Source organism: Flavobacterium lotistagni (genome assembly GCF_011392125.1).
In the GTDB taxonomy this organism is placed as follows: domain Bacteria; phylum Bacteroidota; class Bacteroidia; order Flavobacteriales; family Flavobacteriaceae; genus Flavobacterium; species Flavobacterium lotistagni.
Genome location: NZ_JAAJBU010000004.1, coordinates 43336 through 59124 on the forward strand (window position 1 = coordinate 43336; position 15789 = coordinate 59124).

General features: G+C 41.8%; 11 protein-coding genes. 10 read left to right on the top strand and 1 reads right to left on the bottom strand.

The features are described 5' to 3' along the window. Positions 1-5: 5 nt before the first annotated feature. The 7 genes from G4D82_RS06250 (at position 6) to G4D82_RS06280 (ending at position 11350) form a co-directional block, all read left to right on the top strand. The gene (locus tag G4D82_RS06250) at positions 6-1880 is read left to right on the top strand and encodes a glycosyl hydrolase family 16 (RefSeq protein WP_166335687.1); all 1875 of its coding nucleotides are present in this window, start codon (positions 6-8) and stop codon (positions 1878-1880) included. A gap of 36 nt (positions 1881-1916) precedes the next feature. Next, entirely contained in the window at positions 1917-2726 is an 810-nt protein-coding gene (locus G4D82_RS06255) for a glycoside hydrolase family 16 protein (RefSeq protein WP_166335689.1), read from the top strand. Positions 2727-2765: 39 nt separating this feature from the next. After that, positions 2766-6242 carry a hypothetical protein gene (locus G4D82_RS06260; RefSeq protein ID WP_166335691.1) on the top strand — a complete coding sequence of 1159 codons (3477 nt, stop codon included), beginning with the start codon at positions 2766-2768 and terminating at the stop codon, positions 6240-6242. A gap of 77 nt (positions 6243-6319) precedes the next feature. Beyond that, positions 6320-7492 (top strand): glycoside hydrolase family 17 protein, encoded by a 1173-nt coding sequence (locus G4D82_RS06265; protein ID WP_166335693.1) that lies wholly within the window; start codon positions 6320-6322, stop codon positions 7490-7492. A 68-nt stretch (positions 7493-7560) separates the two neighbouring features. After that, positions 7561-9006 (top strand): glycoside hydrolase family 30 protein, encoded by a 1446-nt coding sequence (locus G4D82_RS06270; RefSeq protein WP_394352285.1) that lies wholly within the window; start codon positions 7561-7563, stop codon positions 9004-9006. Positions 9007-9018: 12 nt separating this feature from the next. Next, complete coding sequence (locus G4D82_RS06275; protein WP_166335695.1) at positions 9019-10449, top strand: MFS transporter; 1431 nt, start codon at positions 9019-9021, stop codon at positions 10447-10449. A gap of 10 nt (positions 10450-10459) precedes the next feature. Then, on the top strand, positions 10460-11350 hold the full coding sequence (locus G4D82_RS06280) for a glycoside hydrolase family 17 protein (RefSeq protein WP_166335697.1): 891 nt from the start codon (positions 10460-10462) through the stop codon (positions 11348-11350). A 69-nt stretch (positions 11351-11419) separates the two neighbouring features. Here the strand turns inward: G4D82_RS06280 and G4D82_RS06285 are convergent, their stop codons facing one another. Further along, positions 11420-11911, bottom strand: a complete 492-nt coding sequence (locus G4D82_RS06285; protein WP_166335699.1) for a hypothetical protein — start codon at positions 11909-11911, stop codon at positions 11420-11422. A gap of 172 nt (positions 11912-12083) precedes the next feature. On the opposite strand from G4D82_RS06285, the gene aroC reads away from it, so the two are divergent. The 3 genes from aroC to G4D82_RS06300 all read left to right on the top strand — a co-directional run bounded on the left by aroC (position 12084) and on the right by G4D82_RS06300 (position 15767). Then, positions 12084-13145, top strand: a complete 1062-nt coding sequence (aroC, locus tag G4D82_RS06290; protein WP_166335701.1) for a chorismate synthase — start codon at positions 12084-12086, stop codon at positions 13143-13145. Between the two features lie 209 nt (positions 13146-13354). Beyond that, a complete protein-coding gene (locus G4D82_RS06295) occupies positions 13355-14614 on the top strand; it encodes a dicarboxylate/amino acid:cation symporter (protein WP_166335703.1) in 1260 nt (419 codons plus the stop codon). A 64-nt stretch (positions 14615-14678) separates the two neighbouring features. Next, positions 14679-15767, top strand: a complete 1089-nt coding sequence (locus G4D82_RS06300) for a T9SS type A sorting domain-containing protein (RefSeq protein ID WP_166335705.1) — start codon at positions 14679-14681, stop codon at positions 15765-15767. Positions 15768-15789: the final 22 nt, after the last annotated feature.

The following is a 15789-nucleotide window of genomic DNA, read 5'->3' on the forward strand; positions in this document are numbered from 1 at the left end:
AGATTATGAAATCAAATCATATTATTTTGACGTTTAAAACTTTGGCATTCTCGGTGTGGCTCTTTGTGGGCTTGAGTTGCGAAAACGACCCAAAGGATTTTCAACAAGCCACTTACTCAAAAAATCCAGAAGTTTTCATCGATGGGTTTAGCCCGACTCTGGGTTATGGGGCCTTCTCGGGCTCAGTGCTCACGGCTTTTCAAGTAGATAATGAGGTTACTTACAACAATTCAGCGGCTTCAATGCGCTTTGATGTTCCCAGCGTGAATGACCCTGATGGAACCTATGCTGGCGGTGTATTTCTTACTTCAGTTCCCAGAGATTTATCGGGCTATGATGCGCTCACTTTTTGGGCTAAGGCAACCAAAACGGCAAGTTTGGATGTAGTGGGTTTCGGAAATGATTTTGGCCTTAACAAATACCAAGCTTCGATTAACGGTTTGAATATTAATACGACTTGGAAAAAGTATATTATTCCGCTTCCAGATGCTTCAAAGTTGAAAGCTGAGAAAGGCATGTTACTGGTGTCGGAAGGTCCAGAAAATGGGGCAGGTTATTCTTTTTGGCTCGATGATGTGAAGTTTGAGAAACTCGGAACTCTGGCACATGGACAAGCTTCTATTTTTGCCGGCGACAACAAAACTGAAACTTCTTTCAATGGCGTACAAACCAATATTAGTGGGATTCAGTATGTAGTGAATTTGCCTAATGGAATCAATCAATCGATGTCGATTTCTTCGAGTTATCTTGATTTTGTTTCTTCTAATCCGGCAGTGGCTACAGTAGATGCTTCAGGGGTCATTTCCACCCTTGGTCAAGGAACAACAGTAATCACTGCTAGTTTGGGTAGTGAAAGTGCTGCGGGTTCGTTGACGCTAAATTCTTTTGGAACTTTTGTCAATGCGCCTCTACCAACTAGAGATCCTTCAACGGTAAAGTCAATTTTCAGTAATGCTTACACCAATGTTCCAGTTAAATACTATAATGGATATTACGAGCCATATCAAACCACGCGTTCTGCGGATTTTACAGTTGGTGGTGATGATGTTTTAAATTACACCAATTTTAATTTTGTCGGTATTGAGTTTAGCGAGCCTACTATTGATGGATCGAATTTATCACATTTACATGTAGACTTGTTTATGCCTAATCCGATAGTAGCCGGAACCACTTTCAAAGTCAATTTGGTCGATTTTGGAGCCAATGCAGCTTTTGGCGGTGGCGATGATACCAATCATGTTACCACTTTTTCACCACCAACGATTGTATCTCAAAATTGGATTAGCTTGAATATTCCGTTGTCGAGTATGACAGGTTTGGCCAGTAAAGCCCATTTGGCTCAGATTATTTTTGAGGGTACCAACATCCCCAATTTCTATGCGGATAATATTTATTTTTATAATGATGGTAGCGTTATTCCGGCAACACCCACTGTGGCCGCACCTACACCAACGACTCCGGCAGCCAACGTGATTTCAATCTTTAGTAACGCATACACTAACGTAGCGGGTTCCGATTACAACCCTAATTGGGGTCAAGCTACCGTGACTACACAAGTGAACATCGCAGGGAATACTACTCTAAAATATGCCGGACTCAACTATCAAGGATTGCAATTTGGAACTCCACAAAATGTCACTTCTAAAAACTTTTTGCATCTGGATTATTATACCGCCAATTCTACCAGTCTTAAAGTATATCTCATCAGTCCTGGACCGGTAGAAAAAGCTGTGGTATTAACGGTTCCAACCACCGGTGGCTGGCGTAGTATTGATATTCCTTTGACTTCATTTTCGCCTGTAAATCTGAGTAATTTGATTCAAATGAAATTTGACGGCAACGGTACCATTTTTCTAGATAACATTTATTTCCGTGACTAGTAACTCTTGTATTTGATCCCATCAACAATCAATCTTATGAAAAAAATATTTCTTTTCTCAATAGTTGCCCTAAGTATGACAGGGTGCAATTCAGACGACAAAGGCCAACAAATTGACAGTCGCAATTGGCAACTGGTCTGGAGTGACGAATTCGATGGTGCTTCCGGCGATTTGCCAGATGCATCCAAATGGGGTTTTGATCTCGGAACCGGAGCCAACGGCTGGGGCAATCAAGAATTGCAGCATTACACCAATCGTCCGCAGAATATTGCGCTGGATGGTGCTGGAAATTTAGTGATTACCGCTTTGAAAGAAAATTATCAATCCTCACAATACACCTCGGCACGCATCAAAACCCAAAATTTATTTTCACAAGCTTACGGCCGTTTTGAAGCCCGTTTGATTAGCCCTTATGGTCAAGGCATTTGGCCGGCGTTCTGGCTTTTGGGAGCTAATATCGATACCGTTTCCTGGCCGGCTTGTGGTGAAATTGATGTGATGGAAATTAAAGGCCAGCAACCCAGTATTGTTAACGGAACCATTCACGGCCCGGGTTATTCAGGCGCGAATGCTATTTCGGGTCGCTATGCATTGCAATACGATCGTTTCGATAAGGGCTATCACTTATTTGCCATTGAATGGGATGCGGATAAAATCGACTTTTTTGTTGATGGTTATTTGTACCAGCGAATTGAAAAATCAGATGTTCCCGGAGAATGGGTTTATGACCATCCGTTTTTTATGATATTGAATGTTGCTGTTGGCGGCAATTATTTAGGTAATCCGACCAATGATACGCCTTTCCCGCAAAAAATGACCATCGATTACGTTCGTGTTTATCGATAAGTAAATCCTACCCCTAAAACTATTTTCTAGCAGCCACCAATGAGTTCATTTCAAAATCAGATTCAGCAGCCCAACTCTAGCACAGTGAATGACGACCACCGTTTGCAAAAGGTTGATATTGACGGACAGCCATTTTATAAAATTTCCGGTTCCGATCAGATGCACCCTTTTTTTATGAGTATCGTCAGCGATTCGAATCATTGGTTGTTTATTTCCAGCAACGGAGGTTTGAGCGCCGGCAGAAAGAATGCTGATTTTGCATTGTTTCCGTATTATACCGATGATAAAATCGGTGAATTTGCTGATATTACCGGAAGTAAAACCATTTTCCAAGTTCAAACCCAACAGCGCACTTATCTTTGGGAACCTTTCTCCGAACGATTCAACGATTCATATCAGCTCAGCAGAAACCTTTATAAAAGTGCTTTAGGGCATTCTATTATTTTTGAAGAGATTTTCCATGATTGTGGATTGATATTTCGTTACCAATGGAACACGAGTCATCGGTTTGGTTTTGTGAGAACAGCTACACTAAGCAATCAATCGGAACAAGATTATCTCATTTCGGTTTTAGATGGGATTCAGAACCTGATGCCTTATGGGGTAAGCTCCGATTTGCAAACCAGTACCAGTAATTTAGTGGATGCCTACAAACGAAGCGAACTCCATTCCGAGAGTGGAATTAGTATTTATGCACTTAGTGCCATGATTGTTGACAAAGCCGAACCTAGTGAAGCCTTGAAAGCCAATGTCGCCTGGTCATTGGGATTCGATCATCCTTTGCATTTGCTTTCTTCGTTACAATTGAACGCTTTTCGGAAAAAACAGGCTTTGCTGCCGGAAGAAGATATTAAAGGAGAAAAAGGCGCTTATTTCATTCACACTAACTTGGCGCTAAAATCCAATGACAATAAAACTTGGCAAATCATCGCCAATGTCAATCAAAACCAGTCTCAGATTGTTGAATTGGCCGAACAACTACAAAATCCGGATGATCTTCAGCAACTCGTCCAATCCGATATAGAAAAAGGAAGGCAAAATCTCTTATCACTCAATGCCGCAGCCGATGGGTTGCAATATACCGCTGATCATTTCAAAGACACCCGCCATTTTTCAAATGTGTTGTTCAATATCATGCGCGGTGGAATTTTTGATTGCAATTACCAAATTGATAAACAAGATTTTGTGGGTTATTTAACCAAGGCCAATCGAATGGTCGTGCAAAGTCACCCAGATTTTATCGCTTCATTCCCTACAGTATTCTCTTTAGACGAGCTTCAACAACAACTTCAAAACATTGAAAGTCCAGATTTGTTTCGGTTGGCCACGGAATATTTACCTCTTAAATTCAGTCGCCGCCACGGAGATCCCAGCCGGCCATGGAACAAGTTTTCCATCAATACCCAAAGTGAAAAGGATGGTTCTAAAATTCTAGATTATCAAGGCAATTGGCGCGACATTTTTCAGAATTGGGAAGCCTTGGCGCTTGCCTATCCAAAGTTCATCACAGGCATGATTCACAAATTTCTAAATGCCACCACTTTTGACGGATACAATCCGTATCGCGTGACTAAAGACGGCTTTGATTGGGAAACTATAGAACCCGATAATCCATGGTCCTATATCGGATATTGGGGCGACCATCAAGTGATTTATTTGCTGAAGTTTCTTGAGTTTTCAGAGAAGTATTTTCCGGGAAAGTTGGCCTCTTTTTTCGATGAAGATTGTTTTGTATATGCTGCAGTTCCGTATACCATCAAAGCCTACGAAGAAATCCTGAGAGATCCCAAAAACACGATTGATTACAACCATACTTGGGAGAAGAAAATTCAACAGCGAAAACAAGAATTAGGAGCAGATGGTGCACTGTTATTTGGAGATGACCAGCAAATTTATCATGTAAACTTTATCGAAAAAATCCTGGCGATGCTGCTGGCGAAAATGGCAAATTTTATTCCTGAAGCCGGCATTTGGATGAATACCCAGCGCCCGGAATGGAACGATGCCAATAATGCTTTGGTAGGTAATGGCGTGTCGATGGTTACGCTTTCGTATCTGCACCGATTTTTGAAATTCTTCCAAGATTTGTTAGAGCATTCCGATCTCGAGCAATGTAAAATTTCCAGTGAAATGGTTGAGTTTTATCATGCCATTCGAGGTCAGTTAGAACATTTCAGTCCACTACTTCAAGGTACGATTTCGGATCGCGATAGGAAAAAAATCGCAGATGCTTTGGGTCAAGCAGCTTCAGATTACAGGCAGCATGTTTACCAAAGCGGATTTTGGGGCAAGAAAAGAACGATTTCCATTAGCGGTTTGAAGAATTTTGTTTCGGTGAGTTTGCAGTTTATCGAACATACTTTGCAAGCGAACAAACGTTCAGATGAGTTGTACCATGCCTACAATTTGATTTCGATTCAGAGTGATACCATTGAAATTTCTTATTTGCCAGAAATGCTAGAAGGGCAGGTGGCTATTTTAAGTTCTGGTTTTTTAAAAGGTCAAGACACATTAGATATTCTTGATGCGATGCGCCAAAGTGCTTTGTATCGAGCAGATCAGAACAGTTATATTTTGTATCCCAACAAGGCTTTACCAAAATTTCTGGAAAAAAATCTGATTCCTAAAAATAAAGTGGAAGCATCCGCACTTTTGGTCAAGTTGCTTCGCGATGCCAATACCGAATTGATTCAGCAAGACCTTCACGGCGATTGTCATTTTAATGGTGATTTTCGTAATGCCGATGATCTCAAACAAATACTTCGTGAATTAGGACAGCGTCCAGAATACCACCAAATGGTCGCACAAGAAGCTCAGCAGGTGTTGCAGATTTTTGAAGACGTTTTTAATCACAAAGCATTTACCGGACGTTCAGGCACTTTTTTCGCCTACGAAGGACTGGGTTCAATATATTGGCACATGGTTTCTAAGTTGCATTTAGCTGTGCAGGAATCTATTTTTAATGCCATACAAAATCAAGAAGATGCGGTTATAATAGACCGCTTGTTGAGTCATTATCAGCAAATTGGTCAGGGCATCGGAATTCATAAATCGCCGCGTGAATATGGTGCTTTTCCGACAGATCCTTATTCGCATACACCACTGCATCGTGGCGCGCAACAACCCGGAATGACAGGTCAGGTCAAAGAGGATATTCTCACCAGAATGGGCGAGTTGGGCATAGCGGTTTTTGAAGGTAGGTTGCAATTTAACCCCAAAATTCTATTCGCGTCTGAATTTCTAACCCAAGAAAAAACAGCACATTTCATCTTACCCAATGGCACGCCGAAAAGTATTGTTTTGTCAAAGGGCAGTATCGCATTCTCGGTAGCTCAGGTTCCGGTAGTTTATCAAAAAGGGTCGAACGCACAAATCCGGTTACAATTCATTGCGGGCAAAACTGTCACTGTTTCTGGATTTGTTTTAGATGAAGTTATCAGTGAGAAAATATTTTCTAGAGAATCTGATATTGAGTTGATTACTGTTGAAATAAAAGAAGAAGATTTAAGAAAATGAAACGATGGGCAAGCTTTTTATTTTTCACGCTAATTGCTTGTCAACATCAAGTCATACAAACTCATGATTCTAAGCCAATGACCGCAGCCCAACTATTAGGAAATCCGGAGTATCAAGCCATTTGCTATGGTGGTTATCGCACCAAGTCGCGTACTGACGAACCTACTTTGGCCGAAATTAAGGAAGATTTGTTATTGCTAGAAGCCATGCAGATCAAAATGTTGCGAACTTATAATGTTCACCTTCAAGAAGCTTCAAATGTTCTGAAAGCAATTACTGAGTTAAAAAAGGAAAAGCCAAACTTCGAAATGTATGTCATGTTGGGCGCATGGATAGATTGCGAAAATGCCTGGACTGATGCGGTACCCAATCACGAAAAAGAAAGTCTGCGAAATATAGTAGAGATTAAAGAGGCAGTAAGGCTTGCCAATGCGTATCCAGAGCTTGTCAAGATTATTGCAGTTGGCAACGAGGCCATGGTGAAATGGGCTACGAATTATTATGTTCAACCACGGGTTATCCTGAAATGGGTCAATCATTTGCAAGATTTAAAAAAACTAGGAAAACTTCCTGAAAACCTATGGATCACCAGCTCGGATAATTTTGCTTCTTGGGGCGGCGGCGATTCGCTATATCACAACCACGATTTAGAGCAGCTTATCAAAGCGGTAGATTATATTTCCTTGCACACTTATCCGATGCATGATACCCATTATCATCCGGTATTTTGGGGCGTTTCTTCAACAGAAGCGAGTTGGTCTGACAAAGAAAAAATCGATGCTGCAATGGTTCGGGCCAAAAATTACGCCGTGAATCAGTATGAAAGTGTTGTAAGTTATATGAAATCGCTCGGTGTTGATAAACCGGTACATATCGGCGAAACCGGTTGGGCTTCACATTCCAATGAACGCTATGGCGAGACAGATTCTAAAGCGACAGATGAATATAAAGCCGCGGTTTATTATAAACTGATGCGCGAATGGAGTACTGAGCATAAAGTAAGCTGTTTCTATTTTGAAGCTTTCGATGAACAATGGAAAGACCGAGAAAATCCTGAAGGTTCAGAGAATCATTTTGGGCTAATCAATTTAAATTCTCAGGCCAAATATATGCTTTGGAAACATGTCGATGCCGGCGTTTTTAAAGGGCTTACCCGCAACGGAAAACCTATTACAAAAACATATAACGGAGATGAGCAATTGCTTTGGCAAGCAGTCATGCCAATTTCTAAATTAATTGAAACTAAGTAATGTCGCTCCGAGTTCGTTTCATAGGTCATTTTTACCACATATTGATAATCAGTTTTATCATGCTTTCAATGATGCAAAATAGTTCGGCACAAAATCAACCCAATCTAACGGTATACGAGACTTCGGCCCAAGGGAATGCGTTAACGAAAATCAATCAGTTTCAATCGTTACCTAATCTGGTCGCGATTCAATTGGATGCAAAACAGCGATTTCAGACTATTACAGGTTTTGGAGGTTCTTTTACAGCTTCAACTGCCTATTTGCTCAATCGGTTAAGCGCTAAAAATCGGGAGAAAATTTTACAGGCTTATTTCGGAGAAAGCGGAGCGAATTATTCACTGACTCGCACACATATTAACTCCTGTGATTTTTCAACCCATCAGTATGCCTATGCAATGGTCAAAGACGATAGGGAATTGTCCCATTTTTCGATAGCAGAAGATCAAGCTACCCTAATTCCAATCATCCATCAAGCCCAGGCCATTTCCAAAGATGGATTCAAAATCATTGCTTCCCCATGGACTGCACCGCCTTGGATGAAAGACAACCAAAGCTGGGTCGGTGGGAAATTACTACCCGAGTACCGCGATACATGGGCTTTATATTATTGCAAATACATCGATGCTTATCATAAAGAAGGCATTCCAATTTGGGGTTTAACGGTCATCAACGAGCCGCACGGCAACGGAAATAATTGGGAAAGCATGCTATTTACGCCCAAGGAAATGACCGAATTTGTTCAGCAATACTTAGGACCAAAACTGGTGTCGGATGGCAAATCACAAGTAAAGATTTTAGGATACGATCAGAACCGCGCCGGTTTAAAAGAATGGGTAGATACCATGTATCAAAATGCAGCTACTTCAAAATACTTCAGCGGAACTGCCATTCATTGGTACGAAAGCACTTATGATTACTTTCCAGAAGCTCTAGATTATGCTCACCATAAATCGCCTCAGAAGCACCTTATTCAAACTGAAGCTTGTGTAGATTCTGAAATTCCGCACTGGCAAGACGACGCTTGGTATTGGAAAAAAGAGGCCACAGATTGGGGTTGGGATTGGGCTAGTGCCGAAGACAAGCATTTGCATCCGAAGTATGCTCCGGTGAATCGATATGCGACAGATATCATTGGTTGTTTGAATCATTGGGTAGATGGTTGGATTGATTGGAACATGGTTTTAGACCAACAAGGCGGACCAAACTGGTTTAAAAACTGGTGTGTGGCGCCAGTGATTGTAAACCCTGAAACCGATGAAGTTTATTTCACACCGCTCTATTATGTAATGTCGCATTTTAGCAAATTCATTAGGCCTGGAGCAGTAAAAATTGGTTGTAAGATAGAACATTCACAACTCATGAGTACGGCCGCTCAAAATCCGGATGGAACAATTGCCTTAGTGATTTTCAACCCAACAGAAGAAATTCAAGCTTTACAGATACAGTATCAAAACTCAAAACAAAATATATCCATTGCTGCAAAAGCCCTGCAAACAGTGGTCATTCAACCTTAAAGTAATAGTATTATGGAAAATCAATCCGTCCATTCTAGAGAAAGAGTTCCCTTAATTCAGAAAGCCGCTTTTGGCGCAGGCCATTTGGTCAATAATTTATTGCCGGGTGCTTTGAGTGTGTTTTCATTTTTTCTGCTCACCGCCTTTGGTATGGATCCATTTTTAGCCGGGATTCTCGGAGGTTTGCCCAGAATTTACGATGCAATATTGGATCCCATTATTGGGCATATTTCAGACAACACTAAATCCAAATGGGGCAGGAGAAGACCTTACATTTTTGTAGGTGCCATCTTGAGCGGATTGCTCTTTGCTGTTTTATGGCAACTCGACCCCAAGGCAACTCAAATGTATAATTTTTGGTATTTCCTGATTTTTTCATTGATTTTCCTCACCGGTAATGCCATTTTTGCCACACCGCTTATTGGTTTAGGGTACGAAATGACTTCCGATTATAATGAGCGCACCAGACTCATGGGATTTTCGCAAACTGTGGGGCAAATTGCCTGGATGATTGTTCCTTGGTTTTGGGTGATTATAGCCGATCCGGATATGTTTCCCTCACAAGCTGAAGGTGTTCATTACTTGGCTATTATTGTTGGGGTTATCTGTCTGATTTTAGGAATTTTGCCTGCACTTTTCTGCCGCGAAATTGATTTGACCAATCTTGAAAATAAAGAACCGGTCTCGGCCAGTAACCTTTCCCAAAGTTTTGTTGAATTGTTCCGTAGCATCAAACAAATCATCAAAAACAAGCCTTTTCTAAAGTTGTGTGCTGCTACATTTTTGGTGTTCAACGGGTTTCAGATGGTGGCATCGTTCAGTTATTTTATTATTGTTTTTTATCTTTTCAATGGCGATTACGGAATGGCCGGCACTTGGCCTGCTTGGTTTTCTACCATTAGCGCAGTGTTTACGGCTTTTTTAATCATTCCTATTGTCACCATGATATCTAACAGATTCGGAAAAAAGAATGCCTTTATCATCTCAACCATTTTATCCATTATTGGTTACGGCTTAAAGTGGTGGGGATTTTCTCCGGATAACCTTTGGCTGATGTTCATTCCGTTGCCACTGATTTCATTCGGTTTAGGCGGATTGTTTACTTTAATGATGAGCATGACTGCCGACGTTTGTGATTTAGACGAACTAGAAAACGGTATGCCTAGAAAAGAAGGAACTTTTGGCGCTATTTATTGGTGGATGGTCAAATTAGGTCAAGGCATAGCGCTAGTGTTGGCCGGTTGGGTTTTAGAAGTGATTGGTTTTGATGCCGGAAATCCGATACAAACTCAGGAGACAATTACCAATTTAAGGCTTTTTGACATTTTTATCCCTATAATTACTGCCGCTATTGCCATTTGGGTGATGTGGGATTACAATTTATCCGAAGATAAAGCCAAAGCCATCAAAGACGAACTCGTAGCCCGAAGAGGCGAATTATAATTCTACAACCATGTCATTCAGAAAAGAAAATATATTACAACTTAGCGGCGCAGATTATAGCCATACTTCGCCAACGGAACTCAAAAAAATATTTCTAGAAACCTTAAAACAAGGCATGCACGGACTTTGTTTTAGCTTATATGAAGACGGTCAGCAGCCCGGTGATATTATCGCGGAAGACCAAGTCCGAAGAAGAATGGAAATTATTGCACCTCATACCCAATGGGTGCGTTCTTTTTCCTGTACTGAAGGCAACGAGCTGATTCCGGTTATTGCACGTGAGTTTGGTTTGAAAACTTTAGTAGGTGCTTGGTTGGGCAAGGATGCTGAAAGTAATCAGAAAGAAATTCAAGCCTTAATCCAGCTCGCCAAAGATGGATTTGTTGATATTGCAGCAGTTGGCAATGAGGTGCTTTACAGAAAAGATTTAACCGAAGACGAACTTTTATCGGCCATCGAGCAAGTCAAATTAGCGATTCCAGATATTCCTGTTGGCTATGTCGACGCTTACTACGAGTTCACCATCAAACCCAGAATTACCGATGCATGCGATTTGATTCTGAGCAATTGCTATCCGTTTTGGGAAGGCTGCTATCTAGACTATTCCTTGGTTTATATGAAACAAATGTATCAGCAGGCCCTTGAAGCCGCAAAAGGAAAGAAGGTAATTATTACAGAAACAGGATGGCCTAGTCAAGGAGAAAGTTTGAAAGATTCGCATCCCGGAGCAGAAAACGCAATGAAATATTTCATCAATACACAACGATGGTCAAAAGAAAGCCAAATTGATATCTTCTATTTTTCTTCTTTCGACGAATCTTGGAAAGTAGGAGCGGAAGGCGAAGTGGGAGCCTATTGGGGCTTGTGGGACAAAAACGAAAAACTCAAATACCAGCACTAGACTGATTTCAAAAAACAAACCCGTCGGTTTTCTGAGCCAACGGGTTTATTTTTTGTGGTAATGGAGTTATTAAAACTGATAACGCACGCCGAGCGCAATATCTGATCCGTAGTTGTTTTTGTAATATCCTTTTCCACCAAATTCCGGACGGAAATCCAGCGAAATCATCAACGGGATGTCAAAATCATATTCAATTCCGATGTCTCCCGCAATAAAAGCAAATGAACCACTGTCGTCTAAATCGTTATCATAACGATCATCATAACGCCAAGAACCCAATCCGCCACCAGCTCCGGCGTACCAATTGAAACCTCCGTCAATGTTCCATACCCACTGGTAAAGCCCCGTCAGTTTAATTGCTGAAACTCTTTTGCTGTTTCTCCAGCCCAAATCCGCCTCAAGACGATTGGCATCTCCCAAAGCACGTTGATAGGAAACCTCAGCGCCAAATCCGTCGTTGTCGCCCAAACGCAAACCAAGCGCATTGTCAGAAATTTTTTGTGCCTGTGTAGTCAAGGCAAACCCAATAGCCATCAGTGATGTAAAAAACAGTTTCTTCATAATTTTTTGATTTATTTGGTGCAAAAATAAACCTATTTGCCCAAAAGTTTGTACTCAATAAAACTTTATTGTGTAGAATTTATTGTACAAATCAACAGGCGAATGCACTTACGACCCGACATTAATTTTGAACTTAACCCAAAAACCCTACATTTGTTTAAAACAAGAAAATATGGCTGGAAATAGTTTCGGAACCTTATTCAAACTCACTTCATTTGGCGAATCACACGGAGAAGCAATCGGCGGAATCATCGAAGGTTGCCCACCGAACATCGACCTTGATCTTGAAGCCATCCAAACCGAACTTTCCCGTCGCAAGCCCGGCCAATCGGCTATCGTCAGCCAGCGCAAAGAGGCAGACCAAGTACAATTTCTGTCAGGAATTTTCGAAGGCAAAACCACCGGAACTCCAATAGGTTTTATCATTGCCAACGAGAACCAAAAACCGCAAGATTACAATCATCTTAAAAACACTTATCGCCCGAGCCATGCCGATTACGTATACGAGAAAAAATACGGAATTCGCGATTATCGTGGCGGAGGCAGAAGTTCCGCGCGAGAAACTGCTTGCCGAGTAGTAGCCGGAGCTATTGCCAAACAAATTTTGCCGCAGATTAAAATCAATGCTTTTGTATCTTCGGTCGGCGATATTTTCATAGACAAACCCTATCAAGAACTCGATTTTTCTCAAACCGAGTCTAATGCAGTACGTTGCCCTGATGCCGCTACGGCCAACAAAATGGAAGCTTACATTCAGGAAATCCGCAAACAAGGCGATACTATTGGTGGCACTGTGACTTGCGTTATCCAAAATGTGCCGATTGGTTTGGGCGAGCCGGTTTTCGATAAATTGCACGCCCAACTCGGTAAAGCCATGCTGTCAATCAATGCTGTGAAAGGCTTCGAATATGGTAGCGGTTTTTGTGGCGCCCGAATGAAAGGCAGCGAGCACAATGATTTGCACGAGTCCGACGGAAGTACGAAAACCAACCTTTCCGGCGGTATCCAAGGAGGCATTTCCAACGGTATGGATATTTATTTCCGCGTGGCCTTTAAACCGGTAGCTACCATTATGCAAGAGCAACCAACGCTCGACAAAGACGGAAATATCCTCAATACTCAAGGCAAAGGCCGTCATGATCCGTGCGTGGTGCCGCGCGCAGTTCCTATTGTCGAAGCCATGGCCGCCATGGTTTTGGCCGATTTTTATCTGTTAAATAAAATGTATCAATAAAGATGTTCAGAAGCTTGATCCTGCTGTCCGCTCTATCTTTCGCCTTGAACCCCAAGGCAAAAGGATGCCGCTGCCATCAGGGCTAGGGCTACCATAACCCACAAATCACCATAGAAAAGCAGAACCCGACACCATAAAACAAAAATTTAAACCCAAGCTTTGCGTCTTTGCGAGAAAATAAACGCAGAACAATAGAATCTCCAAAAAATATGAAAACCAAATCCTCAATCTTTTCGAATCTCACGACCCAAATCTTGATTGCCATGCTGGTCGGAGTTTTTCTCGGCATCATCATCCACAACAATTGCTCAGAAGATGCAGCCAAAGAATTTAGCGGCTACATCAAAATGCTCGCAACCATCTTTATTCGCTTGGTGCAAATGATTATTTCTCCGCTGGTGTTCACAACCTTGGTGGTTGGCATTGCTAAACTCGGCGATATCAAAGCGGTCGGCAGAATAGGAGGAAAGGCGCTCGGCTGGTTTTTTACTGCTTCATTCATTTCGTTGCTTATCGGAATGTTTTGGGTCAATGTGTTGCAACCCGGCGTTGGTTTGAACTTGTCCGATATTGATTTGAATACCGCGAGTGAAGTCACCGAGAAAACACAAAATTTTTCCGCACAGAATTTCGTCGAGCACATCATTCCCAAAAGTATTGTAGAGGCCATGGCTACGAATGAGATTTTGCAAATTGTAATCTTCTCAATATTCTTCGGATTGGCGGCAGCTTCTATCGGCGATCATGCCAAACCAGTGGTGAATGCCTTAGATAAAACTTCTCACATTGTCTTGAAAATGGTAAACTATGTCATGAAGTTTGCTCCGATTGGAGTTTTTGGAGCCATAGCCGGAGTTTTTGCCGTTCGAGATTTTGGCGATTTGGCCCTAACTTACGCTAAGTTCTTCGGCTCATTTTTGGTGGGAATTACCTCTTTGTGGGTAGTGCTTTTATTGGTAGGTTATGTTTTTTTAAAATCGAAAATGTCAAAGCTGCTCAAACATATTGTTAGTCCACTTATTATTGCTTTCGGAACCACCAGTAGTGAAGCTGTTTTTCCAAAACTTACCGAAGAACTCGAACGCTTCGGCATTAAAGACAAAATTGTTTCATTTATGTTGCCTTTGGGTTATTCGTTTAATCTCGATGGCAGTATGATGTACATGACTTTCGCGAGTATCTTTATAGCGCAAGCCTACGGAATCGATTTGAGTACGGGCACCCAAATGACGATGCTCTTAGTTCTAATGCTCACCAGCAAAGGAATTGCTGGCGTTCCAAGAGCCAGTCTTGTGGTGGTGGCGGCCACTTGCGGCATGTTTAAAATTCCCGTTGAAGGCATTGCTTTGATTTTACCTATCGATCATTTCTGCGACATGTTCCGAAGCGCCACTAACGTTTTAGGAAACGCTTTGGCCACTTCGGTGGTAGGAAAATGGGAAAAAGAAGATGAATCTAAAATATTTTAAACCAACGAATTGTAAAGCAAATATTGGTAAATTGCAGACTATCTATAATTTTAAAATCAACAATATGAAAAAACTATTACTCAGCTTCATGGTGCTGGCCGGATTTCAGAATATGGCAGCGCAAACCGTTCTTTATTCTGAAAACTTTGATGCCATGCCTGTAGGAAATATTGGCACAGATATTACCGGCGCAACGGCTTCCAATGGCTTTTACACCTTATCGACCAATTACGATCTTGATCCGGCTGCTGCGACCACCGGAACCAATGCGTCCAACAACAATTTTCAGGTTATAGCCAGCACGACCAATCAAGGAAATGTATTCCAGATAGAAGGCACCAACGGCGACAAAGGCCGCAGAAATATGTGGTTCGACGGTTTCTCTGACCAATGGATTTTTCGCGGCGAAGGCAATGACATTCTCGAAATCGAATTTGACCTATACACCGGAAACACTTCAGGAACGAGTTTGAATACCAAAGGCGTTTACATTTATGACCCAACAGCCGGAAAAGTACTTGGAGGTTACGTATTTAATACAAAAACATTAGTGATTTCCGGGATTGCCTATTATACTAGTGCGACTGCTCCAATCGGGAATTACTTATTTTTCCTAGGTACCGGAGCCACCAACATTGTTTTACCGGCAGATTCATGGGTGCGTTTAGGTGTTAGCTTCAACAAAACTACCGGAACAGTCAGATGGAAAGGGCCAAATATTAATGGTCAAGTCGTAGGCGCGGCTACTGGAACAGAACCTGATCGTGTAGCTATTGTATCTAGAAGCGGAACCACTACAACAGCACCGGTTCAAACCAATACTGCGGCTGCGGTGGGGCTGTTTGATAACATAATTGTACGTGCCACAGCAACTGACGGGTTATTGGGCGTGGATGAGGTGGTATTAGTGCAAAACACAGATTTTATGATCCAACCCAATCCAGCCAACAACGTCATTAATATAGCAGGCAATGGAAGTGCTCTAATCCGCGAAGTTGCTTTAACCGATGTCAACGGAAGAGTTGTAAAATCACAAACTTTCAACAACACCACCGACCTAGAGATGAATATCTCAGATTTGGCTTCCGGTATGTATTTGGTGAAAATTACGTCTGACCAAGGCGCGAGCATCAAGAAAATCTTGAAGAACTAAGTAGTTAAAAAAACAAAAAGCC

What these genes read in the sequence shown, in the direction of transcription:
- G4D82_RS06295 (WP_166335703.1), top strand. Translation starts at nt 13,355, where the DNA reads ATGAAAACCAAATCCTCAATCTTTTCGAATCTCACGACCCAAATCTTG.
- G4D82_RS06270 (WP_394352285.1), top strand. Translation starts at nt 7,561, where the DNA reads ATGATGCAAAATAGTTCGGCACAAAATCAACCCAATCTAACGGTATAC.
- G4D82_RS06260 (WP_166335691.1), top strand. Translation starts at nt 2,766, where the DNA reads ATGAGTTCATTTCAAAATCAGATTCAGCAGCCCAACTCTAGCACAGTG.
- G4D82_RS06250 (WP_166335687.1), top strand. Translation starts at nt 6, where the DNA reads ATGAAATCAAATCATATTATTTTGACGTTTAAAACTTTGGCATTCTCG.
- G4D82_RS06255 (WP_166335689.1), top strand. Translation starts at nt 1,917, where the DNA reads ATGAAAAAAATATTTCTTTTCTCAATAGTTGCCCTAAGTATGACAGGG.
- aroC (WP_166335701.1), top strand. Translation starts at nt 12,084, where the DNA reads ATGGCTGGAAATAGTTTCGGAACCTTATTCAAACTCACTTCATTTGGC.
- G4D82_RS06285 (WP_166335699.1), bottom strand. Translation starts at nt 11,911, where the DNA reads ATGAAGAAACTGTTTTTTACATCACTGATGGCTATTGGGTTTGCCTTG.
- G4D82_RS06275 (WP_166335695.1), top strand. Translation starts at nt 9,019, where the DNA reads ATGGAAAATCAATCCGTCCATTCTAGAGAAAGAGTTCCCTTAATTCAG.
- G4D82_RS06280 (WP_166335697.1), top strand. Translation starts at nt 10,460, where the DNA reads ATGTCATTCAGAAAAGAAAATATATTACAACTTAGCGGCGCAGATTAT.
- G4D82_RS06265 (WP_166335693.1), top strand. Translation starts at nt 6,320, where the DNA reads ATGACCGCAGCCCAACTATTAGGAAATCCGGAGTATCAAGCCATTTGC.
- G4D82_RS06300 (WP_166335705.1), top strand. Translation starts at nt 14,679, where the DNA reads ATGAAAAAACTATTACTCAGCTTCATGGTGCTGGCCGGATTTCAGAAT.